The sequence below is a fragment of the Acinetobacter sp. 24-47-62 genome (assembly GCF_056779765.1).
Genome location: NZ_JBWYIN010000015.1, coordinates 62,836 through 87,774 on the forward strand (window position 1 = coordinate 62,836; position 24,939 = coordinate 87,774).

21 protein-coding genes and 3 pseudogenes are annotated in these 24,939 nt (G+C 38.1%); 16 read left to right on the plus strand and 8 right to left on the minus strand.

The window, feature by feature from the left end; all coding sequences use genetic code 11:
- Window positions 1-35: 35 nt before the first annotated feature.
- Window positions 36-1,340: a M24 family metallopeptidase gene (locus AC1M87_RS12480; protein WP_481593863.1), complete on the minus strand. Its 1,305-nt coding sequence runs from the start codon at window positions 1,338-1,340 to the stop codon at window positions 36-38.
- Window positions 1,341-1,554: 214 nt separating this feature from the next.
- Window positions 1,555-3,231 (minus strand): BCCT family transporter, encoded by a 1,677-nt coding sequence (locus AC1M87_RS12485; RefSeq protein ID WP_481593864.1) that lies wholly within the window; start codon window positions 3,229-3,231, stop codon window positions 1,555-1,557.
- A 334-nt stretch (window positions 3,232-3,565) separates the two neighbouring features.
- Here AC1M87_RS12485 and AC1M87_RS12490 point away from each other — a divergent pair, with 334 nt between their 5' ends.
- The 8 genes and pseudogenes from AC1M87_RS12490 to AC1M87_RS12525 all read left to right on the plus strand — a co-directional run bounded on the left by AC1M87_RS12490 (window position 3,566) and on the right by AC1M87_RS12525 (window position 11,343).
- Window positions 3,566-4,756 (plus strand): aromatic ring-hydroxylating oxygenase subunit alpha, encoded by a 1,191-nt coding sequence (locus tag AC1M87_RS12490; protein ID WP_481593865.1) that lies wholly within the window; start codon window positions 3,566-3,568, stop codon window positions 4,754-4,756.
- A gap of 1 nt (window position 4,757) precedes the next feature.
- Window positions 4,758-6,188 (plus strand): aldehyde dehydrogenase family protein, encoded by a 1,431-nt coding sequence (locus tag AC1M87_RS12495; protein WP_481593866.1) that lies wholly within the window; start codon window positions 4,758-4,760, stop codon window positions 6,186-6,188.
- Between the two features lie 28 nt (window positions 6,189-6,216).
- A pseudogene (locus tag AC1M87_RS12500) lies at window positions 6,217-6,378 on the plus strand (rubredoxin); the annotation flags it as partial.
- Window positions 6,367-7,572 carry an NAD(P)/FAD-dependent oxidoreductase gene (locus AC1M87_RS12505; protein ID WP_481593892.1) on the plus strand — a complete coding sequence of 402 codons (1,206 nt, stop codon included), beginning with the start codon at window positions 6,367-6,369 and terminating at the stop codon, window positions 7,570-7,572. The pseudogene AC1M87_RS12500 and the gene AC1M87_RS12505, both read left to right, overlap by 12 nt.
- A 17-nt stretch (window positions 7,573-7,589) precedes the next feature.
- Window positions 7,590-8,906 (plus strand): NAD(P)/FAD-dependent oxidoreductase, encoded by a 1,317-nt coding sequence (locus tag AC1M87_RS12510; RefSeq protein ID WP_481593867.1) that lies wholly within the window; start codon window positions 7,590-7,592, stop codon window positions 8,904-8,906.
- A gap of 13 nt (window positions 8,907-8,919) precedes the next feature.
- Complete coding sequence (locus AC1M87_RS12515) at window positions 8,920-9,273, plus strand: ethanolamine utilization protein EutQ (protein ID WP_481593868.1); 354 nt, start codon at window positions 8,920-8,922, stop codon at window positions 9,271-9,273.
- Between the two features lie 206 nt (window positions 9,274-9,479).
- Entirely contained in the window at window positions 9,480-10,652 is a 1,173-nt protein-coding gene (locus AC1M87_RS12520; protein WP_481593869.1) for a hypothetical protein, read from the plus strand.
- 76 nt (window positions 10,653-10,728) lie between these two features.
- The gene (locus AC1M87_RS12525; protein ID WP_481593870.1) at window positions 10,729-11,343 is read left to right on the plus strand and encodes a MarC family protein; all 615 of its coding nucleotides are present in this window, start codon (window positions 10,729-10,731) and stop codon (window positions 11,341-11,343) included.
- A 47-nt stretch (window positions 11,344-11,390) separates the two neighbouring features.
- Here AC1M87_RS12525 and yddG read toward each other — a convergent pair whose 3' ends face one another.
- The 4 genes and pseudogenes from yddG to AC1M87_RS12545 all read right to left on the minus strand — a co-directional run.
- The gene (gene yddG / locus AC1M87_RS12530; protein ID WP_481593871.1) at window positions 11,391-12,299 is read right to left on the minus strand and encodes an aromatic amino acid DMT transporter YddG; all 909 of its coding nucleotides are present in this window, start codon (window positions 12,297-12,299) and stop codon (window positions 11,391-11,393) included.
- 138 nt (window positions 12,300-12,437) lie between these two features.
- The gene (locus tag AC1M87_RS12535) at window positions 12,438-13,352 is read right to left on the minus strand and encodes a DMT family transporter (RefSeq protein ID WP_481593872.1); all 915 of its coding nucleotides are present in this window, start codon (window positions 13,350-13,352) and stop codon (window positions 12,438-12,440) included.
- Window positions 13,353-13,405: 53 nt separating this feature from the next.
- On the minus strand, window positions 13,406-13,600 hold the full coding sequence (locus AC1M87_RS12540; RefSeq protein WP_481593873.1) for a type II toxin-antitoxin system Phd/YefM family antitoxin: 195 nt from the start codon (window positions 13,598-13,600) through the stop codon (window positions 13,406-13,408).
- Between the two features lie 326 nt (window positions 13,601-13,926).
- Window positions 13,927-14,478 (minus strand): annotated as a pseudogene (locus AC1M87_RS12545) (transposase); the annotation flags it as partial.
- A gap of 367 nt (window positions 14,479-14,845) precedes the next feature.
- Between AC1M87_RS12545 and AC1M87_RS12550 the strand changes: the two are divergent.
- The 7 genes from AC1M87_RS12550 (at window position 14,846) to AC1M87_RS12580 (ending at window position 22,601) form a co-directional block, all read left to right on the plus strand.
- A complete protein-coding gene (locus AC1M87_RS12550; RefSeq protein ID WP_481587849.1) occupies window positions 14,846-15,778 on the plus strand; it encodes a LysR family transcriptional regulator in 933 nt (310 codons plus the stop codon).
- 99 nt (window positions 15,779-15,877) lie between these two features.
- Complete coding sequence (gene tcuA / locus AC1M87_RS12555; protein ID WP_481593874.1) at window positions 15,878-17,272, plus strand: FAD-dependent tricarballylate dehydrogenase TcuA; 1,395 nt, start codon at window positions 15,878-15,880, stop codon at window positions 17,270-17,272.
- Window positions 17,273-17,274: 2 nt separating this feature from the next.
- Entirely contained in the window at window positions 17,275-18,420 is a 1,146-nt protein-coding gene (gene tcuB, locus AC1M87_RS12560; protein WP_481593875.1) for a tricarballylate utilization 4Fe-4S protein TcuB, read from the plus strand.
- A gap of 93 nt (window positions 18,421-18,513) precedes the next feature.
- Complete coding sequence (locus AC1M87_RS12565; protein WP_481593876.1) at window positions 18,514-19,506, plus strand: Bug family tripartite tricarboxylate transporter substrate binding protein; 993 nt, start codon at window positions 18,514-18,516, stop codon at window positions 19,504-19,506.
- A gap of 54 nt (window positions 19,507-19,560) precedes the next feature.
- Complete coding sequence (locus tag AC1M87_RS12570) at window positions 19,561-20,007, plus strand: tripartite tricarboxylate transporter TctB family protein (protein ID WP_481587845.1); 447 nt, start codon at window positions 19,561-19,563, stop codon at window positions 20,005-20,007.
- Between the two features lie 12 nt (window positions 20,008-20,019).
- Window positions 20,020-21,522: a tripartite tricarboxylate transporter permease gene (locus AC1M87_RS12575; RefSeq protein WP_481593877.1), complete on the plus strand. Its 1,503-nt coding sequence runs from the start codon at window positions 20,020-20,022 to the stop codon at window positions 21,520-21,522.
- Between the two features lie 47 nt (window positions 21,523-21,569).
- Window positions 21,570-22,601 carry an AbrB family transcriptional regulator gene (locus AC1M87_RS12580; protein WP_481593878.1) on the plus strand — a complete coding sequence of 344 codons (1,032 nt, stop codon included), beginning with the start codon at window positions 21,570-21,572 and terminating at the stop codon, window positions 22,599-22,601.
- Between the two features lie 21 nt (window positions 22,602-22,622).
- Here AC1M87_RS12580 and AC1M87_RS12585 read toward each other — a convergent pair.
- A pseudogene (locus AC1M87_RS12585) lies at window positions 22,623-23,093 on the minus strand (transposase family protein).
- Window positions 23,041-23,355: a transposase family protein gene (locus AC1M87_RS12590; protein WP_481593879.1), complete on the minus strand. Its 315-nt coding sequence runs from the start codon at window positions 23,353-23,355 to the stop codon at window positions 23,041-23,043. The pseudogene AC1M87_RS12585 and the gene AC1M87_RS12590 overlap by 53 nt, the downstream one beginning before the upstream one ends.
- 312 nt (window positions 23,356-23,667) lie before the next feature.
- On the opposite strand from AC1M87_RS12590, the gene AC1M87_RS12595 reads away from it, so the two are divergent.
- Window positions 23,668-24,867, plus strand: coding sequence for an MFS transporter (locus tag AC1M87_RS12595; RefSeq protein ID WP_481593880.1), 1,200 nt, complete (start codon window positions 23,668-23,670; stop codon window positions 24,865-24,867).
- Window positions 24,868-24,939: the final 72 nt, after the last annotated feature.

Consider the following 24,939-nt stretch of genomic DNA (forward strand, 5'->3'; position numbering starts at 1 on the left):
AGATAGGAATAGAGATATTCCTATCTTTTAATTTTTTATTGTTGAGTTGACAACAACCTTGATTCAAAAGGATATAAGGTTAGAACTTCTGGATCATTTTCTGTAATTAGAATTTGATTTTCTAATTTTACACCTGGGCCACCTGATTTATGCCCTACATAGCTTTCGACACATATAATCATTCCTGGCTCTAATAAACCGTCATATCCATAGCTATCCCATGCTTCTTTAAAATAAATACCGGGTGCTTCATCACATAAACCAACACCATGGTAGAGGAAAGAATAATGGTTATATTCATTTGGATCATACTGAAGTGCTTTATAGGTAAGTTCTTTATAAGTTACGCCAGCACGCAATAATTCGGTATTAAACTGAATTTGATCATAAGCCATTTGATAAATTTTTTTTTGTTCATCTGTTGGTTTTTTATCACCACATAACCATGTACGGGATGTGTCAACACAGATGCCATAGGCGCCAATCATATCCGTATCGAAACCTACTAGATCTCCATTTTGAATAATTCGCCCACTACATTCTTGATACCAGGGATTACATCTTGGGCCAGATGAAAGTAAACGTGTTTCAATCCACTCACCACCACGAGCGATATTTTCAGCATGTAAAAATGACCATAAACGTTGCTCAGAAATTCCAGGCTCAAGATGGTCATGCATCACTTTTATAGCTTTATCCGTTGCATGAACGGCACAACGCATTGCATTGATTTCGTCCTCACCTTTAATTGAGCGAGCAAGCTCCATAACTTCTTCACCATTTACAATGCTTAATCCAAGATGTTCTAGTTCTTTTATACCTTCATCATTACATTTATCGATAGCTATTTTTTTATTACCTTTGCCATACTCTAAAACTACATCATAAATTTCATTCGCCCATTTTTTCACTTGTTCATCAATACGACTACCTGCACAGAAATAAAACCAAGATATACATGGACGAACTTCATTGATTACTTTTGAATGATCGGCTAGGAAATCACAATGGTCAAATTCCCAAAGTATTACTTTACCTTCAGCTGACACATAGGTATAACGTCCAGCATTGTGTAAAAGCCATACCTGCATGTTGGTAGTACCAGTGGCATAACGAATATTGATAGGATCGTAAAGTAAAATTCCTGCTAATTCCCGTTGTTTTAAGAAGGTACAGATTCGATCTAAACGATATTGATGCATGCGATCGAGGTTGGGAAGAGTTAAACCTGCTTGTTGCCATTCAGCAGTTGCTAAATCACCCGGTCCAATCTGATGCATATTTAAGTGTTCTGGATGGCGATTGCCAATTATATTTTGGTGAGGTCTTTTATTTATCATCTTTTTTCCTTAAAACTTATGCTGTCCTGTTCATAGAGGATGATTAATAATATATTTGAGGACAAGTGATTTTTTTTGTGGATGATAATGAGTTAAACTCATTTTATTGATGGATTAGTCTATTTCAGTGAATGAAGCATAAATGTTAGAAAAGAGAGCCATTTTTTAAAATGGTTCTCTTTTTTCAAAAAAACATTTAAGAAAAAATAATTGTTTAACTTTCTTTTGGGTTTTGTGGATGTTTTGGTATATCACTAATATTGGAAATATATTCCTGTTTTAGTGATTTCATTAGTGCTATCATCGCAATTGTTAAGAATACAATAATTGGAAAGCCAAAAAGAATAACAGCTGCCTGAATGGTTTTTAAACCTCCAGCATAAAGTAAACCTAAGCTAATAGCTGTGACAAATACACACCAAATAACTCGTGTCCGGATGGGTGTGTCATTTTCGGATCGAGTATCTAAGAAACACAGTACATGTGTACCTGCATCTTGTGATGTGACTAGATAAGTAATAAGAAGAAGACATGTGGCGATACTTAGAATTGTGCCAAATAGACCACTATCAATTGCATTGAAAAGCTCAAAGACTGCAAGAGTATTATCTTTTTGAGTGGCTTTAACAATTAGACCACCAGTAAATTCCGTAGTGGATTGAGTCATATCACTTACTTGTGGTGTTTTAGTTACATTTGTCTGACTAGCAATTGAAGAAGTTTTTTCAACTAATATGCTTTGTTGATTTTCAAAGGCAAGGCGAGCATTCTGTTCAACTTTAAGAGCGGAACCTCCGAACACGGCAAACCAGAAGAATGTGACTAAGGTTGGAACAATAAGTACCCCTGAAATGAGTTGGCGAATGGTCCGGCCTTTAGAAATCTTGGCGATAAACATCCCCACAAAAGGTGCCCATGTTGGCCACCATAACCAATAGAATGCTGTCCACCAATTTTGCCATTCGGTGTCTTTTTGTGTGTCACTCCATAAACTCATTCCAATAAAGTTTGAAGCATAATTACCAATTCCCTCTAAATACGTGTTAGTAATATAACGTGCGGGACCAATAAGCATTAAAATAATGATGAGAAAAATTGAAAGAATAATATTGAGTTCAGATAGACGACGCATTCCAGTTCCTATACCTCGCACTACAGAGAAAGTGGCAATACTGGATAAGGTGATCATGAGAATGAATTGAACAGTGACACTGATTTCTACACCAAAAACTTTATGTAAGCCTGAGTTTATTTGTAAAACTCCAATAGCAAGAGTTTGGGAGATACCAAAAGTTGTGATAATTATGATTAAAATATCAACAATATGGCCTATTCGGCCATAAATACGATCCCCAATTAGTGGGTATAAAATCGAACGTAAAGAAAAAGGTAATCCCTTTCGAAATGAAAAGTAGGCAATTGCAAGAGCAGCTAAGCAATAAATTGACCAAGCATGTAAGCCCCAGTGAAAATAAGTGATTTGCATTGCAATACTTGCAGCTTCATCTGTCAGGCCTTTAGTAAATGGGTTACTGGCATAATGGTTCATTGGTTCAGCTACACCCCAAAATACAAGTCCCACACCCATTGCACATGAAAATAGCATGGAAATCCATGCGAAGTAGCTGTATTCAGGTTTATCTGAATCTTTCCCAATTTTGAGTAAACCATATCGACTGCACATGATATAAATTAGAAAAAAACACATCCCCGCAACAGAAGATAGAATAAACCACTTCAAGTTGTATAATAAAATACTTGAAAAATCACTGAATATTTTCCCTGCAGACTCTGCAAAAACAGCACAAAAAATAACGAATGCTACGATAAATATTTTAGAAATAATTGAAACTGCTGAATTGGATTCAGAAGCTCCTGTAGTAGTACGCATAATTCCTCCTTGGATGCGTTGCAAAACAGCTAAGACATAGCTATCAGATGCGAATAATACAGAATAGTAATTAGTAGAAAGTTATCTCAACTGATTTATTCTCATTTATTGGTGAGTTTTAATCATGCTCTATTATTTTTATAAAAATACATAATCCATCTAAAAAATTATTATCAAATTACATGATAAAAACTCATAAATACCCATCGAAAAAGTCGTTTGTCACTTTGAGTAGTGTTTACCAAAATCATTATTAAGCAGCACGCGGTGCTAACGCATAGTTAATACTAACGCAGGGAGTTCTGCGTTATTCGAAATAAATGGAGATTATGAGATGAACAGTCAAGTTAGTCAGAAACTCATCACGGTTCAGCAAATCGACAATGTTTTAAACCCAATTACTGAATCTAATGGTATGCCAAATTTAGCATACATCAGTGATGCTTATTTTAATTTTGAGCGTGACAATATCTTAAGTAAAACATGGGTCTGTGTTGGTTTTGCTTCAGATTTACCTAAAAATAGCTATGTGAAGCCTGTTAATTTTATGGGCATGCCCTTGGTAATGATGCGCAACCGTGAAGGGGAAATTCAGGTTTTCCATAATGTTTGTAGCCATCGCGGTATGATTTTGGTGCAAGCAGAAGGCACTATTGAAGGTGTGATTCGATGCCAGTATCACTCTTGGAGTTACGACTTAAACGGTAACTTAAAAGGTACTCCACATGTTGGTGGAATTAACCAGCATAAAGATGAACGTTTTAAATGTGAAAAGCATGGCTTAAAGGCTCTTCGTTCAGCAGTTTGGATGGATATGGTATTTGTAAATATTTCTGGTGATGCTCCTGCTTTTGAAGAACATATTGCACCGTTGGTTGAGCGTTGGAAGCCATTCTTGGGCGAAAACGGTTTAGAGCTTATTCGTTGCAGTAAAGTAGGTTCAACTTTTGAGTTGCCTGTAAAAAGTAACTGGAAACTTACTGTTGAAAACTATTGTGAAGCTTATCACTTGCCATGGGTACATCCAGCATTAAATACGTATTCAAAACTTGAAGATCATTACAACATTATGTTCGAAGATCGCTTTTCTGGTCAGGGCAGTTATAAATATAACTTGTCAGCTACTGCGGGTACGCATTTACCAAAATTCCCAAGCTGGCCAGAAGACCAGTTACGTCATGCAGAATATGTAGCTGTTTTCCCAAACGTATTGTTAGGGATTCAAGCTGATCATGCATTTGCAATGATGATTGATCCAATTGCTCCAGAACAAACAATTGAAAGATTACGCTTGTATTACGTTGGTGATGAATCACTTGATCCTAAATATGATGCATGCCGTGAAGCAACTCTAGAATCATGGAAAGTTGTATTTACTGAAGATGTGTTTGCAGTAGAAACCATGCAAAAAGGTCGTCATTCACCTGGGTTTGGTGGTGGAGTTTTCTCTCCAGAGATGGATTTACCAACTCACTTCTTCCAAAAGTGGTTAGCAACTCAAGCTAAGAAAGCCTTGGAGTCATAATATGCAACATTACCTCAACTATGTTGATGGCCAATGGCGAGATGCTTCTCGCCAATTGGAAGTTGTCAATCCAGCAACTGATAAAGTTTTTGCAACAGTGGCACGTGCAAGTATTGAGGATGCAGATGCAGCAATGGCAGCAGCTCGACGTTGTGTAAACAGCGGCGCCTTAACAGATGTGCGTCCTGCAAAACGTACAGCTTGGATGTTAAAAGCTGCAGAAGCGATTCGTAAAATTGCTGATGAAGGTGCATTAATTCTATGTCGTGAAAATGGCAAAAATATTGATACGGCACGTGAAGAGTTCGATGAAGCCGCTCGCTATTTTGAATACTACGCAGGTATGGCAGATAAAGTTGAAGGTATCTCGGTACCTTTAGGTAAAGATTATGTTGATTTTACCTCATATATTCCAATGGGTGTATCTGTTCAAATCGTACCTTGGAACTTTCCTGTTTCTATCTGTGCACGCTCACTAGCACCTGCTTTAGCTGCTGGTAATGCAGTTGTAATTAAGTCACCTGAAGTTTCACCTTTAGGAATGGTTTTGCTCATCAAAGCTATAGAGGAGGCTGGTTTTCCTCAGGGTGCAGTGAACTTACTTTGTGGTAAAGGTTCAGAAGTTGGTACTCATCTAGTTAAACATCAAGATACGAATCAAATCGTATTTACCGGTTCAGTTCCAACAGGCCAACGCATTTTGAAAGATGCAGCTGAACGTGCAACCCCTTCAGTAATGGAATTAGGCGGTAAGTCAGCTGCAATTGCTTTTGCTGATGTTGATCTTGAGCAATTACTACGTAGCGTTAAAGTCGGAATTTTCTATAACTCTGGTCAAGTTTGCTCAGCGATGTCTCGTTTATTGGTTCATCGCAGTCGCTATGAAGAAGTTAAAGCAGCAGTCGTTAATCTTGCAGAGAGTTTAACTGTAGGTATTGGCGAAAGTAATGCTGAACTTACTCCAGTTGTATCTAAAGATCAGCAACAACAGATTCTTGCCATGATTGATAAGGCACGTGAAGAAGGTGCCAATGTTTTAACAGGTGGGAAAGCTGCAGATCTAGAAGGTTACTTCGTTCTGCCAACAATTATTGAAGCAAAAGATGATATGTCGATTGCTCAAGAAGAAGTTTTTGGACCTGTAATGGTGATCATGCCATTCGATGACGAAGACCAGGCAGTTGCAATCGCAAATGGTACGGACTTTGGACTTGTTGCAGGTGTATTTGGTGAAAATCTGAATCAAACACTTCGAGTAGCAAACCGTCTTATTGCTGGTCAAGTCTTTATTAATGAATGGTTTGCTGGCGGTATCGAAACACCATTTGGTGGTGTAGGCTTATCTGGTTTTGGTCGCGAAAAAGGGCAGGAAGCCATCTACAGTTATGTTCAAACTCGCAATATCGGTATCCGTTTGAAACATAGCGTGTAATTTGTAAAAAATAAGGGAAATAGACAAGATGAGAAAGTGGTTATGTATTGTCTGTGGCTGGATCTATGATGAAGCTAAAGGCTGGCCTGATGACGGGATAGCACCAGGAACAAAATGGGAAGATATTCCAGATGACTGGATGTGTCCAGAGTGTCAGGTGGGTAAAGCTGACTTCGAAATGCTTGATATCACAGATATTGAAGAGGACGAAATCCCTCAAGTAGCAGCCGCTGCAGTCATTGAACCAGTTGTTATTATTGGTAGTGGCCATGCTGGTTATCAAGTGGCTTCGACTTTACGTGCACAATCTCCAGACTTGTCTATTACCGTATTTACTGCTGATGACGGTGCTTTATATAGCAAACCAGCTTTATCTAATGCTTTAGCATTAGGTAAAGACGGAGATAGTTTAGTTCGTGAGTCTGCTCTAAGTTGGGAACAACGTTTAAATATCCGCGTTTATCCACATACGAAAGTAACTCATATTGACCGTGCCAATAAGAAGCTTCAAACCACTATTGGTGATTATCCTTACGGTAGACTCGTGCTCGCTACTGGGGCAACACCAGTTGTAATTCCAATTGATGGCGATTCGTCTGCAACATTAAGCGTAAACGATCTAGCAGATTATCGCCGTTTCCGTCAGCAATTATCAAATAAAGAGCATGTCACAATTCTTGGTGATGGTCTGATCGGCTGTGAATTTGCCAATGATTTAGCTGCACATGGTATCAAAGTTACAGTTGTCGGTCTTGGCAAATGGGCAATGGAACGTCTTATTCCAGAGCCTTTAGGTCATGCTCTACAAAATGCTCTAAGCCAGTTAGGCGTAGAGTGGAAATTACAAAATAGTATCCGTTCTATTCAATCTGAAAACGGTCGCTACCATTTAACACTCCAAGACGGTCAAATTGTTGAGACTGACTTGGTATTAAGTGCCGTAGGACTGAGACCGAATATTGCACTTGCTCAAGCAGCTGGTCTAAAGACAGCGCGTGGTATTTGTACAGGACTTGATCATCGTAGTAGTGATCCTGCAATTTTTGCTTTAGGTGATTGTGCAGAAGTGAACGGCCAGTGGGCACCTTATATCAACCCAATCACGCAAGCATTACCAGCTTTGGTGAATAATCTTTTAGGTCAGTCAACTGCTGCAGATTTGAAATCAACACCAGTTTTAGTAAAAACACCAATTTTGCCGCTTTCTGTTTTGCCAGCAATGGGAACAGGTGAGTGGAAAGTGGAACAATATGACGGCGAATTAGCTGCAGGTTTTTATAATGAACAAGGCAAATTAACAGGCTTTGCCTTACTTGGCCGCCAATTACAGCACCATCGTAGCGAGTGGCTTGAAAAACTAAATTCGTGTCCATCCACAGTTTAAGTTAAGGGAATAACAAAATGATTGCTTTACCAAATGATGATAGTACCTGTGGTTGGTATGCGGCATTACCACCAGCAAGACCTGCTAAAAAATTAATTGGCCCACAAAAAGCTGACTATGCCATTATTGGAGCAGGCTTTGCAGGATTAGCAGCAGCTCGCAGATTAGCTGAACTCAAACCGGATGCCCGTATTATTCTAGTAGATGCACAACGTGTAGCTGAAGGTGCTTCCGGTCGTAACTCAGGGTTTGTAATTGATTTACCTCATAAGTTTGCGTTATCGCATCCTGACCCTTCTCATAAGCAAAAATTATTAAATCTGAATCGTTCAGCAATTGCTCAATTACAAGGCCTCGTGGAGCGCCATAACATTGATTGCCAATGGTCTGCCGCCGGTAAATATCAAGGTGCTGTAGGTGAGCGTGGCGAAGCACATCTCAATTATTTCGAGCATCTAATGAAAGATTTAGGTGAACCATATCGTTGGGTCGAAAAAGCAGAACTTAAAAAAGTTTTAGGTACCGATTTTTATAGCCGGGCGATTTTTACTCCTGGTTCATATTTGATGCAACCAGCAGCTTTAGTGCGCGGTATGGGTGATCACTTACCGGACAGCGTTGAGTTATTAGAGCAATCACCAATTCGTAATTTGCAAAAAACCAATAGCCAATGGCTTTTACAAGGTGATCATGGATCAATCACAACACCTAAAGTACTACTTGCGACAAGTATTTTTACACGTGAATTTGGATACTTAAAAAACCGTTTGTTACCGGTCATGACCTTTGCGAGCTGGACACGTCCATTAACTGATCAAGAAATGAAAGTTTATCGTGGTCAGTTGGATTGGGGGCTTACTCCAGCCGATCATGCAGGAACAACGTTAAGAATGACGGCTGATCACCGTATTCTAATTCGTAATACTTATAAGCATGTGCCTAAATATGGTGCAAATATAAACGATGACACTCGTCGCTGGATACAAGAAGATCATCGCAAAGCATATTTAGCTCGTTATCCAGATTTGGCCAATGTTCCATTTACCCATACATGGGGTGGTGTTTACGCAATTTCTCGTAACTTTACTAACTTCTTTGGGGAGTTAGAAGACGGCGTCTATGCAAGTGCTTGTGACAATGGTGTAGGAGCAGCATGGGGCACAATTTCAGGAACATTATTAGCTGATCTCGTTCTTGGCTCAGATTCCCAAGCTTTAAAAGATATTCAGTATGTAACTGGTATGCCTAGTTTAAATCCACCAGAACCGTTCTTAGGTTTAGGTGTTAGAACACGTATCAGATTTGAAAAATGGCGCAGTCGTAGTGAATTGTAAACGGGAGAAATAGATGAAAGAAGTAAAGTTAGTTGATAGCGCTCAACTCGATTTTAATTTACGTGGCGAAACACCAGATGGTACGGCCTATGTTGCAAGGGCATTAGGAGCTGATGTTTCCCCAAATATGGGTATTGGTTTTGCACGTTGGGAAGGGGCAGAAGTAAGTTGGAAATTGCTTTATGACGAAGTCATTTTTGTAATTGAAGGCTGTTTTGAACTTACAGCTAACGGTCACAAATATGAAGTTCGTCCAGGACAAATGTTGTGGATTCCTGAAGGAACCGAGCTAATTTATGGTGGACATGCGGTATTTAGTTACGTAGTACATCCAGGTAACTGGAAAGAATTGCACGGAATTGCATAAAAGAAACGACCCATATTGTTCAGGAAAAGAATAATGTGGGTCGTTTTATTCTTTCTGAGAACATAGCTCTGAATTAGGGCTAATACAAATTAACGAAAATTTTAAATTTCAGGAGCTTCTCCTGAACAGGGAAGTGTTGTCTGAAAAAAATAAGCAGATGACAGGAAAGGTTTTCTGCAAATCTTCATTTAAACAAGGATTTGTAAATGAGCAAAGTCTATTTAACACTTGGATTTGGGTTAATTTCGGTTGGAATGGCATTACCTGCTTTTGCTGGAGTAACTTTTGGAGATCCTAAAAGTGATACGGGTGCTTTAACAATTTCAGGTGCTATACGTGGAAATTATCAAGATAAGGATTACGACGAGTCTGCATCAGACCAGAAAATAAAATTTGATGCAGCTATTTTAAGACTAGGTTATGAGTCACCCGACTGGTTTGGAAAAGTCGAATATCGTTGTTATCAATACGATAAATTTTGCGATTTCTCGACTCTAGTTTATGGCTATGCTGGCTACCATTTAAACGCAACAGATCATGTTACTGTAGGTGTGCAACCCATTCCTTTTGGTCCAGGTCGTTTTTGGGATAGCAGCTTTTACGCTGGTATTAACAACACTATGGGTTTGCAGGATGCTTCTAATCTAGGAGCAAACTATCACTTTGAATTACCGTCTGCGACTAAAGTGGATTTGGCTTATTTCGCAACTGATGGCGGTAACTATCACGGGACTAGTAAAGACTCAGCGCGTTATACGGCTAATGTTGTTATCTCATCTGATCCACTCAAAACCAATCTTAATGAAAAAAATATGTGGATGGCACGTGTAGATCAAGATCTTAAGTTTTTAAGTACAGATGATCTCAAGGTATCGGTTGGGGGAAGTTATTGGTATTCAGACATTGAGAATAAAAAAACTTCTGCAGATGGTACGAGAAATACATGGGCGCTATTTAACCGTATTAACTATAAAAATCTGAATGTCGTGCTTACTGGAGGACGACAATCGATTAGTAATAAAGATGCTTTGAGTCCAGCTAGCTCAACTTTAGGATCATTTGATAGTGAATATGACATTGCCAACAAAGGTCATTTTTATACTGTTGATACGAGCTATACATTTAAGAATATTAAAGATTCGCTAAATGTTACGCCATATATTGTTTTTAGTGGTTTTAACAAAAAAGAAAAAGGATTCGATGACTCTCAGCGCAACATTGTTGGCGTGGCTTGGGACTACAAAAAAGTTTCTTTATATACCGAATATGTGATGAGTAAAAACGATCCGTTTGTTGGCGGCAATGGTAGCTCCCTTGCAGCAGGTGATGATGGGGAATGGAACAAACTCTTAAATTTCATGCTGATTTATAGCTTCTAAAAGTTTACTTGGTTTTTTTATTTATCAATTTTCAGGAAGTTTAAAAGCTTCCTGAAGTCGTTTAGGAATAATAAAAATGTCATCCCCCTTCATTAATACATTTATATTGTTTTTCTCACTACTTAATCCATTCCTCATGAGTATCTATATGATCGGGTTAATTCGTCATACAGAAACTAAGGTATTTAATAGGGCTTTAATTCAAGGTGGTCTTATTGCATATGTTGTTTTTCTCTTATTTGCATGGGGGGGAGAGGCAATTTTTAATCGATATTTAAATGTAAGGTTTGAATCATTTCTAATTTTTGGAGGCCTGATTTTTCTGGTAATTGGATATCGATATGTATTTCAGGGTGCTGATACCATTGGTGAAATGCGAGGAGCGCCTGAACATTTGGCTGGGACTGTGGCTATGCCATTTATGATTGGTCCTGGAACGATTAGTGCTGCTGTAGTGACAGGCATGAATATGTCTTTTGTGGAGGCAGCTTTAGTTATTGCTTTAGTGCTATTTCTGAGTTGTAGTGTTTTAATAGCAATGAAATTTTCTCATGATCACTTGCGTTATAGTCACGCCAAATATATTGATCGTTATTTTGATATTGTAGGGCGGTTAGCGGCACTATTAATTGGAACAATTGCAGTTGACATGATTGTGAATGGTGTAATGCGTTTGATTGATAAAATTTGAAACAAGTAAAAGTCACAGCCAAAATACGCTGGCTGTGACTAATAAAATTAAGAAACTAATTTTGCTTGCTCATGTTGGTTATGGTTTTTTCTAATTGAGAACCAGCAGATCAATGATCCTACAGTAACTGTTAATGCGCCATACCAAAAATTGATTGTTAAGTTAGAGTCCAAAACAAAAGCTGAAAATGCCGATGAGAATATTGGAGAAAAATAAGAAAGCATAACCAGAATGGGCATATTACCTTTGATAATACCAATATTCCATGCTAGATAACCCATCGAGAAAAAAATAGCATTGATGAAGACAAACAGATAGCCATTAATTTCCTGAGTATGAGGTAAGTTAAAGCCCTGAGTTGAGATAGTAAGAATCCATAAAGCTATAGCAGTTAAGATAAAATAAAGTGATACAGCATTAGTTCCATTGCTTTGCTTTTTGATATATATACAATATATAGCCCAAAGAACAGCAGCTAAAAAAATGAGAACGTAACTAGTTGGGTTTGTTGAAAAATTATCAATAAAATTTAAATTAGGGTGATAGTTAATAATAACTATTCCAGCAAAACTTACGCTCACTCCTAATATGGTCAAAAAGTTTATTTTTTCTTCTTTTAATACTGCCATCATAATAATAATAAGAGTTGGCCACATATTAAAAATAATATTCATTTCAATCGATTTTTCTGACGAATTAGCTAGAGTAATTGAAAAAGCAAAGCACAATTCAAAAATAACAAAAAGTAAGCTAGATAAAAAGAGAAACTTTTTTGGAACCTTTTTTAAATCAGGTAGACCACATGTTAGGTATAAAATTATAGCACTTATTGTATATACATATGTCACTGTATGGATAGGACCAAAACTTTCTGTAGAAAGTCTGAGTAAGCCAACTAAAGTGGACCAAAGCAATAAAGCTGAAATACCGATTAAGGTTGAGATATGGAGGTTCATACATTAAGTCAGATTAAATATTAATAATAGTTTTTAAATATCAGCTTTATTAGTTTTTCTACAACGATAAATATTCATGAACTTATGATTATTTAACATTATAAAAAATATTTATAGTAATATTTTATAGAATAATAATTATTTAATTTTAATAGTAATAAGCATTACACCCAAAATATTTAGAAAACAACCTAACCATTGAATAGCACTCAAATACTCGTTCAAAAGTAATACGGATAAGAGAATAGTCACTATTGGACTAATTGATGAAATAATAGCTGATTTTGTTGTACCTATGTATTCAATACTTAATATAAGTAAAAGTGTTGGTAGAACTGTAACAAATAAACCTAAACAGATCCCGTACCAAATTACCTCTATCGGTAAAGAGGTAAGAATCTCTACAGGGTGATTAGTTACCATTAGAAAATGTATAATTGTACCAATACAAGCTGCAGATAGAGAAAGACCTGTTAAATTCCATGAGCCGAACTTTTTTATTAATGGTGGGGTAAGTAAAAGGTAGCAAGCAAATGCAACAGCACTAGCAAAAACTAAGCTAGCACCAAGCCAGAAGTTATTATGATCTGGAAGCGCTTTCAGCTCTTGGATCATTACAATAACTGTTCCACCATAACTTAAGATCAGTGCAAATATCGTTTTAGAGCTTAATTTTTGTTTGAGTATTAAACTAGATGCCAATACGGTAATGGTAGGATATAAGAATAAAATGATTCGCTCTAGTGAAGCGGTAATAAACATTAGACCATAGAAATCGAGCCAGCTTGAAAAATAATAGCCTAGTAAACCTACTGAAAATAAATAAAGATAATCAATTAACTTAATTTTTTTATTTTTACAGCGAAAAAACCAACAAATAACTAAAAAAAATGGTAATGCAATACTCATTCGGATAGTCATTAGTGTAATGGCATCTAATGAAGGAGTAAGGCTATAAGCATGTTTTATGAAAATAGCTTTACTGCTAAAAAGAAATGCAGCGATAAAAGCAAATAAGGAACCAAGTTGTATTAAGGAAATATTAGACTTCATATAATTTGGTTGCTTGTGTAGTGATTATTTAAGATAGATATAAATTATATGAATTATTTTTTTGATTCTGAAATTTTATAATAATCAACATTATATATTGCTTTTCTATAAGCCTCGTAAGAGGCTTTACTAATAATAACTGCAGAATCTCGACCTCTTCTAGTAATTTCTACAGGATGTCCAGCAATTGCTTGATCCATAAGCATGCTCAATTGTGCTCTAGCGTTTGAATAATTCCATTGCTTCATTAGTAATTTCCTAGATTAATTCATGCTCAAGATAGACTAAATGTACACGTCAATACAATGGATATATTTTCAAGATATGATGAGTTTTAATCATGGGTATATACCATTTATTATTTAAACTAGCCATTGAGAAAAGTTAAAGAATTACATTGATCGTTTTAAATTCAAGAGTATTCACATTATTCTCAAGTTATAATATTAGTAAAATGATCTTGGTTCTTGCAAAATTAGATAATCAAAAATCGTTTCTATTTAATCGCTTTGTTGCAAAAAAAATTATAATTTGAACCTGTTCCCAACTCACTTAAATTTAAGTTACAACTCTGGTAGGGGCGACTCAATTCTAGAAATTTACTCAGTACAGTGATGTAGGAATGTATTTCATTTATTTGACCTACAAATTGCCTAGCTGACAACTTATCGCCTAATAATTTAATGCTAAGCATTTCGTTTTGACCAAACACTGCTGATGATAGCCTGATCATTTCATCCATCGGATTTTGCCTAAATGTTTAAATGTTCGAAGTAATTCATTTTGCCCCCTGCGAATGAACTTTGATATCTTTCTAAAGCTTTGCTTTTTCTATGTAGAATAACTGTGTGTGCTTGTCGCTCTGTAATGACCTTACGCATTGTTTTGTGTCAAACCGGCCATCTATACAGACTGATTCAATCTGTTCATACAACCGAATTTGATCACGTAAATTTCCGAAGACTTGTGAATCACTAGCATTTTTCGTTGTGAGCTCAACTGCACATATTTGTAGTGTTTAAGCATCTATAACAACATGTGGTTTATATTGCTGTCGGCGATATTTAGGCCGATGTTTATTGCGCTTCGATTCACATTCACCTAGAAATTTTAAGTAAGTAGAATTAGTCGGTTGAATAGCCACCAAAACTCTAGATACACATAACCATCTTTCTGGGTGCCATAGATTATCAAAGTGATCAATACAATATTCAATCCAACTTTTAAGATTTCGCCACGTTTATTGCCACAATTTAAGATTTAAAATGGCATCAAACCAAAAAAAACTGTACAATAAAAAATATAAGTGTTTGATTTTATTTGTTGTTTCTTTTTTTTTATATAGGGGAAGTGGGTTCGACTCCCGCCATCTCCACCAAAATTCTTGTTATAAATCAGCCACTTTTTTAAGTGGCTTTTTTATTGCTAATTAAAACTGATAAAACGAAAAAGTACGATGCTTATTTAATATTCGTATGGGTAGGGGGAGGCATATGGAACTGAAGCAACTTAGATACTTTATTACGATTGTTGAGTCAGGAAGTTTAGGTAAAGCTGCGCAGAAGTTAGATGTGGGCACATCAGCACTTAGCCAGCAAATTGCAAAGTTAGAAGATGAGCTGTGTACACGGTTATTGCAACGTAACTCTACAGGTGTGACTCCAACGCCTGCAGGTTTAGCGTTTTTCAAACAGGCACAACTTTCACTTCGTCATGCGCAATATGCAATAGAAGCGGCGCATTCATCACGCTTGACAGGTCATGTGAGTGTGGGATTTTCACCCAGTATTGCATCAGTACTCGGCATTCCCTTCATGCAACTAATGTCGGAGCGTTATCCCGATATAAAAATTCATTTAGTCGAGAGCCTATCTGGTAATCTCACCAATTTAGTCAATGCAAGGCAACTAGATATTGCGATCATTTTTACTAAAGATGTCGATAGTAACTGGGCTGTTCAACCTTTATTGAAAGAGCAAATGTTCATGATGGCCAATTGTGCTTTGTTAAAAGAGCAGGGTTATGAACAATGTATTTTAGAAGGAAAAATTGATTTAGAAAAAGTGAATAGCTTACCACTTGTATTGCCAAGTCAGAGACATGGTTTGCGTAAATTTCTTGATCAAAAAGTTGAATTATTAGATGTTGACTATGAAGTAGATGGTCTACATCTTCTGATGAATTGTGTTAGCAATTTAAACATGGCAACCATTCAACCTGTCAGTGCACATTTTGATTATCTAAAGTCGGATATTTGTTTATTAAAAGTGGTTGAACCAGAACTTGATCGAATTAATTATTTAATTAGTTTGGCTGAAGAAGAGCTTTCACCCGCGAGCTTAGCAACTAAAGTGGCGATTAAAAGCACAGTTAAAAGCTTGATTCAGAAAGGACTATGGCCAAGTGCTGAGTTATTAGACTTTTAACCTATTTAATTTTATTAAACACCTATTTAAATTCTGCCTATCACGTTAATTCGCACTTTTAGTCTTAAATTACATCAAATTCGAGAGGGAAGACATCGAATGCATGATGTAATTGTGATTGGCGGTGGGAATGCCGCATTGTGTGCTGCACTGACAGCAAGAGAACAAGGCGCATCTGTCTTATTATTGGAAGCTGCACCCAAAGAGTGGCGTGGGGGGAACTCTCAGCACACTCGTAATTTACGTTGTATGCATGACGCACCACAAGATGTTTTGGTGGACGCTTATCCTGAGGAAGAGTACTGGCAGGATTTGTTAAAAGTTACCGCGGGCAAGACCAATGAACATTTGGCACGCTTGGTGATTCGAAGTACAGCAACTTGTCGAGATTGGATGCGTAAGCATGGGGTGAATTTCCAACCACCGCTGTCAGGGGCACTGCATGTCGCACGTACTAATGCATTTTTTATGGGCGGTGGAAAAGCTTTAGTTAATGCCTATTTTAGAAGCGCACAAGATTTAGGTGTTGAGGTTCGCTATAGCACCAAAATTGTTGACTTGGACATAGAAGACAATACTTTCAAAGCTGCTATTGCTGAAGATGGTACACGTTTTGAAGGAGCGGCTTGTGTTCTTGCTGCAGGTGGTTTTGAATCGAACATCGCATGGCTTAAAGAAGCTTGGGGACAAAACGAAAATGGTGAGTGGCCAGCGGATAATTTTATTATTCGTGGTACACGTTTCAACCAAGGCAACTTACTCAAATTTATGATGGATCAAGGAGCCGATATCATTGGCGATCCATCTCAATCGCATTGTGTCGCTGTCGATGCACGTGCTCCTTTATATGATGGTGGAATTTGTACCCGTATTGACTGTGTATCTTTAGGGATTGTCGTCAACAAAAATGCAGAGCGTTTCTACGATGAAGGTGAAGACTTCTGGCCAAAACGTTATGCGATTTGGGGGCGTTTAGTTGCGAAGCAGCCGAATCAAATTGCCTATTCAATAATTGATTCAAAATCCGTTGGACGTTTCATGCCCCCCGTATTTGAAGGCACGAAAGCAGATAGCATTGAAGAGTTAGCAGCAAAGCTAAATTTAGATGTGGCGACCCTCTCGAAAACGGTGGATGAGTTTAACCAAGCCTGTGTTGTTGGTGAGTTTAATCATACTGTGCTTGATAATTGTCATACTGAAAATTTAAGCCCTGCGAAAACCCATTGGGCTGTTCCGCTGAATCAACCCCCTTTCTATGCTTATGCACTTCGTCCGGGGATCACTTTTACTTATCTCGGCTTAAAAGTAGAGGATGATGCGGCCGTTCGTTTCAATAATCGGCCAAGCCCAAATTTATTCGTTGCAGGTGAAATGATGGCTGGCAATGTGTTAGGTCAGGGTTATACCGCAGGTGTGGGGATGTCAATTGGAACGACATTTGGTCGTATTGCAGGAAAAAATGCGGCGAATGCTGCACTGATATTGGGAGTTTAATTATGAATGCCAATGCAAAAAATTTAATTCCTATCGTGCAGTTGAGTCAGAACGAAGATCAAGTCAAACAAGCCTTACAGATTTGTAATGCTTGTCGTTACTGTGAAACATTTTGTGCGGTTTTCCCTGCCATGACCAAACGTCTTGAGTTTACGCAGGCGGATATCCACTATATGGCTAATCTTTGTCATAACTGTGGCGCGTGTTTACATGCTTGCCAATATGCGCCACCGCATGAATTTGGCGTCAATATTCCGCAAGCCATGGCACAAGTTCGATTAGAGACTTATCAAGAATTTGCAGTCCCTGCTGCATTTGGATCAATCTATCAAAAAACAGGCATTCCACTGGTTTCTGCAATGTCAGTACTATTTTTCTTACTAATGTTGGCAGGTGTTTGGATGAATGGCACCGATCTATTTGGTCGCTACCAAGGTGATTTCTACGCCATTTTTCCTCACAATTTCTTAGCAGTGCTGTTTGGTTCAGTGTTTATTTTAGCGTTTGTGCTATTGGGTTTAGGCATTGCAAAATTCTGGAAGCAAACCTCTAAAATTATTCCTGAAGGCGTGGCGCAGCCAGATATTCTACAAGCATCTAAAAATGTTCTGACGCTCAAATATTTAGATGGTGGGCATGGCAAAGGGTGTAATGAAGAAGATGATCGATATACACAAATCCGTCGTGTTTATCATCACTTCACGATGTATGGCTTTTTACTCTGTTTTGCAGCAACAAGCGTTGCAACGTTCTATCACTATTTTCTTGGTCTTCAAGCACCATATGCCTACAGCAGTTTACCCGTAATTTTAGGTACGTTGGGTGGGATTGGCTTAATCATTGGCCCAGTAGGATTGTTATATCTCAATATTAAACGTCATCCTTTACATGGTGATGTGAAGCAAAAGCCAATGGACCGTGGATTTATTTTCTTGCTTCTGCTGATCAGTGTCACAGGCCTATTATTGTTGGCATTCCGCGATACTTCAGCCATGGCGTTATTGCTGATTATTCATCTCGCAACAGTTATGACTTTCTTCCTAACGATTCCTTTTGGCAAGTTTGCCCACGGTTTCTACCGCAGTGCAGCTTTATTAAAGTTTGCTGTCGAAGAGCGTATTGCAAAAAATCGAGCGAAAGCGAAGTAAAGACCCAAACCAATCTAGGCCAGAGGTTAGATTGGAAATAGGTAAAACATGGACATACATCAATTAATAATTCAGCAATAAGGATAGTTTGCTATGAAAAAAATGAAATGGTTAGCATTGGCATGTACGGGCGCTGTGTTAATGGGCTGTGGTACAGGAAATGCCTCCAAAGAACCTGGTCAACCTAAGCGTGCAGAATGTATTGCACCTGCTAAGCCAGGTGGCGGATTCGATATGACCTGTAAATTAATACAATCTGGTTTTAAAGAAACTGGCGTGATGACTGACCCAATGCGTGTGACTTATATGCCAGGCGGTGTAGGTGCAGTGGCGTATAACAAAATCGTCAACAACGATCCTGCAAATAACAACGCTGTTGTAGCATTTTCAACGGGATCGCTATTGAACTTAGCTCAAGGCAAATTCGGTAATTTCACAGAGAAAGATGTGAAGTGGCTTTCAGGCGTTGCGGTTGATTATGGTCTTGTCGCTGTTCACAAGGATTCACCTCTTAAAAACCTTGATGATCTCATGAAAGCGTTGCGGGACAATCCAAAGAAAATCAGTTTTGGTGGTGCTGGGAGTGTCGGTGGTCAGGACTGGATGCAAACCGCAATTTTGGCGAAAAAGGCAGGTATCAATCCTGCTGATATGAGTTTTGTTGCTCTAGAGGGTGGGGGTGAAGTTCTCACTTCACTTTTAGGCCAGCACATTCAAGTCGGTGTAGGGAACGTCAGTGAAATTGGCTCACATTTACAGTCAGGTTCAATCCGTGTACTGGCTGTATTTTCTAAAAATCGTTTGGAAGGCAAATTTGCAAGCTTGCCGACAGCACTTGAACAAGGCTATGACCTGGAATGGCCTGTGATTCGTGGTTTCTATATGGGACCTAAAGTGAGTGATGAAGCATATAGTTGGTGGAAAAATGCCTTTGACAAGATGATGATAGATCAGAAATTTGATGCAGTACGTGAAAACCAAGATTTACTCCCATTTGAAATGACAGGCAAGGAAATCCAAGCATACGTCTATAAACAAACGGATGAAATGCGTCAATTATCGGAAGAATACAAATTATCAAAATAACAAACAAACTGAGTTGGGGCGCATGTTCTCACTCAGTTTTTGTTTAGAGGGAAGATGATGAAATCTGAACGCATTCTTACAGCCATCATTTCAGTTATTGGATTGGGATTATTGATCTACGCGTGCAATTTTGAAGCACCGATTTCTTATGATCCTGTTGGGCCGAAAGCCTTTCCAATTCTTTTGATGGGGTTGATCACTTTTAGTGCTGTTTATCTAACTGTTCGTCCAGCCATTATGTTTGAGCCTGTAGAGCTGGGCTGGACCAAACATTTGCTCGGTAAATTAGTACTGTGTGCTGTCGCACTCACCATTTACGCGATGATTTTCGAATTCTTTGGTTTTGTCATTGCAACACTGCTCATGACGATTGCACTGGGTAAATTATTTGGCGGGAAAACCATTGCGACTGTGATCACAGGGATTGTGCTGAGTTTAAGTACCTATTATCTCTTTGATCGCGTACTTGATGTTCCATTACCACTTGGATTCTTTGGTTAAGGATAACACCCCATGGATGTATTAAATTTTCTCATGATGGGTTTTGAGGTTGCACTTCAGCCTCAGAATCTATTAATTGCCTTTATTGGTGCGTTTATTGGAACGGTGGTCGGTCTTTTACCGGGTTTAGGTCCAATTAATGGCGTCGCGATCCTGTTACCGTTTGCTTATGCCTTAGGTTTACCTGTAGATAGCGCACTGATTTTATTAGCAGCAGTATATTTAGGCTGTGAGTACGGCGGTCGTATCTCCGCAATTTTGCTGAATGTACCTGGAGATGCTGGTGCGATTATGACCACTTTAGATGGTTACCCGCTAGCACAGCAAGGTAAAGCGGGTATTGCACTTTCTTTGTCCTCTATTAGTTCTTTTATTGGTAGTACGATAGCATTTGTCGGGATCGTATTATTTGCTCCAATTTTAGCACGTTGGGCGGTGTCTTTCGGTCCTGCAGAATACTTTGCACTCATGGTATTTGCGATTGTGTGTTTGACAGGGCTAGTCAGTACGCAACCATTTAAAACCCTCATTATGGCTTTAATGGGTTTAGCACTTTCAACTGTTGGGATGGATGCGATTACAGGTGTTTATCGTTTTACCTTTGATAGTGTTGGTCTGAGTGATGGTATTGCGTTTACTACAGTTGTTATTGGTCTGTTTAGTATCAGTGAAATCTTACTTTTACTTGAGCGTACTACGCTAGGAAAAGTTGTTTTAGAACAGGGTAAGCGTTCTTTATTTAACTTTAAAGAATTCATGAGTACATTAGCGACCATGATTCGTGGTTCATTGTTGGGCTTCTTCTCAGGAATTTTACCAGGTGCGGGTGCGAGTGTTGCCAGTGCAATGGCGTATACTACTGAACGTAAAATGGCGAGTGATGGCAGTAAATTTGGTAAAGGGGATCTACGTGGTCTGGCTGCACCTGAAAGTGCCAATAATGCAGCAGCGTGTGGCTCTTTTGTGCCAATGTTGACGCTAGGTGTGCCAGGTTCGGGTACAACTGCTGTGATGATGGGTGCATTAACCATGTATAACATCACACCTGGCCCTCAACTGTTTGCTGAACAGCCAACACTCGTTTGGGCACTCATTGCATCTTTGATGGTTGGTAACATCATTCTACTGGTATTGAACTTACCATTGGTAGGCTTCTTTGCACGATTACTCAGTATTCCGAGTTATATCTTAATTCCTATTATTGCAACTGTAAGTTTCGTTGGTGTTTACGCAATTCATAGCACGATATTTGACTTATTGCTGTGTATGGGTTTGGGGATCATTGGCTATATCTTACGTAAGTTTGATTTCCCACTTGCACCACTCATTTTAGGTTTTGTATTGGGTGAATTGATGGAATCGAATTTGCGTCGTGCATTATCGATTTCTCAAGGTGAACTCAGCATCCTGTGGAGTAGTGGTATTAGCATCGGTCTGTGGATCATGTCGGCATTGCTTTTAATCCTTCCTTTTGTACGTAAGTACTTATTCATCAAAAAGCAAAAAACAATCTAATCCAAACATGAAGGTCAACGCTCTGTTGACCTTCATTGGTGAAGAATATGGAAAACATCAAATCGAATGCCAAAGGATTGGCAATTGCCTTGATTGGTGCATGGCTTGGTATTCTTGTTGGTCTACCACTACCTTGGTTATTAGGTCCACTTCTGATCACGCTCATCATTGGCAGTTTTGGGATATCTAATCCATGTCACGTCCGCTGGCCTCAGACAGGGCAAGTGATTATTGGTATGGTTTTGGGGCTGTATTTCACACCGGCGCTTGTGAAAGCATTATCGATTTATTGGATATTTATCTTGATGGGTATTTTATGGTCCATCGTGCTGAATTTAATTTTAGCGACTCTTCAATATTTTTTTAATCGCCTAGATTGGTCAACGGCGTGGTTTGCATCAGCGATTGGTAGTGCTAGTGAAATGGTCAATATTGCTGAAAAACATCGAGCACAGGTCGATAAAGTTGCAGCCACACATAGCCTAAGAATTGTGATTCTAGTTGTGTTATTACCCATTTTTATGAGCCTTTATTTGGGCGTTGATTGGCATATAACAGTGATAACCGTGCAGCATTTTGATGTGGGCTCCACCATTTTGATTTTTTTATTGGCTTTAGGCATCGCAAAATTATTTGAGCATTTCAATGTGCTGAATGCTTGGATATTAGGCCCGATTTTAATTATTGGTTTGCTGTCTTACATCGGTATGCTTCAGCATAGTTTGCCTAATTGGTTGATTGCATTTGGACAACTCTGTATCGGTTGGTCATTGGGCAGTAAATTTCCATTTGGCTTTTTAAAAGACACTAAACGTTTTTTATTGCTCACGATTCTTTTTAATTTATTGGCATTGATGCTCTCAATTTTATTTGTTCTTGGACTCATTCAATGGGCTTCAGTGGATGAAAAAGTTCTATTACTTGGACTGTCTCCGGGGGGGATTGCTGAAATGTCCTTAATGGCAAAAGTATTAGGTTTGTCAGTCCCAATCATTGTGGCATTTCAGTTGTCGCGCTTAATTTTTGTGATTCTTACCACAAAATATTTTTATCAAATCACTCACAAAATGTTTTTTTAGATATTAGGGTTCTTTCATAAATCATTTTTTACTCAGTTCTAAATTATAAATCCCTGCGATTAAACTGAATCTTAATCCCAATCTTTTGCCACGGTTGCGATATCGCTCAGCAAGGATTTTGAAGGTCTTCAAAGTCCCAAATACATGCTCAATCCCTATTCTTCTTTTATTGATTTCTTGATTGTAAACTTTTAGCTCGGGATCTAGTTTACAGTGCTTTTTTGCTTTTTATGGAAATAGACTATTTGGATACACCGTATAAATCCCTTGATAGCCTTTATCTGCAAGGATAAAAGACCCTTTAGGAATTTGATTCAGGTTGCGTTTGAAGAGCTCGAAATCATGTACTGCACCACGAATCGTGCATAAACTCAGAATTTGCTGAGTCTTATAGTGGATGATGGCTTGTACTTTGAAAGTATGAGCTTTCTTCTTACCACTATAGCTTTTCTTCTGTTTTTTTAGGTCTTTGTATTGGAATTTCTGTGGCATCTACGATCACCATATTCCAGTAGATACCTTCGCCTTCAGGCAAGCTCTTGGGTAAATTAAATAGATTGGACTTGATCAGGCAATCCTCTACGTGGCGGACGATTCTTGAAGCAGTAGGCTCTGACACACCATAACTCGTTGCGACATGAAACAATGTTCGATATTCACGCCAATAACTTAAGCACAGGAGGATTTGATCTTCTACACTTAACTTAGATGGTCTACCTTTAGCAGCTACAAGCATTTTTAGCTGTTCAGTCATTAAATCAAAGGTTGACCATGAGATATCGCTTAAACTGTGTTTCAGAAAGCTTCTTTGAGTCGATGTATTTCATTCGCAAATTATGCATGAATATTTAAAATTATTCGGTACAAATAATCAGCAAGGGGTAGATCTTTTTTTGATTTATGAAAGAGATCTATTTTTGTAATAAAAAGTTCTCATCAAATTAAATTTAAATAGATGATAGTAAGTTTAATAACTATAATTGATTCAAAAAAAGGTTCATTTGCTGTGTATAAGGAAATTTTAAAAAAATCAAATAAATCAATTGTTTTTATGCTTTTTTTGTACATGGTAATTAATTTTGCAGATAAAGCAGTTTTAGGTATTGTATCAACTGATTTGATCAATGATTTAAATTTAACCGCCTCTGAATATGGATTTATTGCGAGCAGTTTTTTCTTTTTCTTTTTTATATCAGGGATTGTTTTTGGCTTTTTAGCCAATAAATATCCAACCAAATGGATTATTATTTTATTGGTGTTTATTTGGTCTGTTGTACAGATTCCTATTATTTTATGGCCCTCTTTTTGTGTGTTGGTTATTTGTCGAATTTTACTGGGTATAGGTGAGGGTCCTGCTTATCCTGTTGCAATTCATGCCTTATATACATGGTTTCCTGACCAAAAACGCAATGTTGTCACCACGCTTATTTCACAAGGTGGGCCTGTAGGGATTATTTGTGCAGCACCTGTTTTGGCATGGATTACCTCAACCTACGGCTGGAAAAGTACATTTTTATTTTTAAGTCTAATTGGAATGATATGGCTATTTTTTTGGTGTTTGATTGGTAAAGAAGGACCACTGGTGGTACAGCCAGGCAGCTTAATCAGTGAAAATGTTCTGCATGTGAGTTATAGAACTTTAATTTTTAACCGAACCACTCTGGGTGTGGCTTTTTTATCATTTTCAGCTTATTGGATTTTAACGCTTTTATTGACGTGGTTGCCAGGCTATTTAAAAGTTGGTTTTGGGATTAATGCATTAAATATGGGCGTCTGGGTATCTGCCATTGTATTGATTACAATTCCAATGAGTATGGGAGGGGCATTTTTTTCTCAATATTTGGTTAATCAAGGTTTTAACAGTCGTTATAGTCGTGCTTTGCTGCTGAGTACATTTGTACTATTGGGGGGAATATGCACTTTATTAGCTGTGAGTTATGACCATGGCATGCTTATCGGATTTATATTACTTGCTTTAGGCTTTGCATTTCCAAATCTCGCGTTTAGTTTAGGTCCTACGATTATTGCTGAAATTACGCCTATTCGACAACGAGGAGCGCTATTGGCGATTGTGCATGCGATAGCCACATTTGCTGGTATTGTTTCTCCTTTGGTGACGGGGTGGTTGATTGACCATTCGACAGTTCCTTTATCGGGCTATATACAGGCATATTTGCTTTCAGCAGTACTGTTGTGTGTTGCAGGTGTTTCTGGGGCTTTTCTTATCACACCATCAAAAACTAAACAAAAATTATTATTTTCATAAGGTAAGTCGTACGCTTGTGGGATAAATTCTTGTTACATGTTTAATAGCTTCAACGCTATCACAAGGATAGCG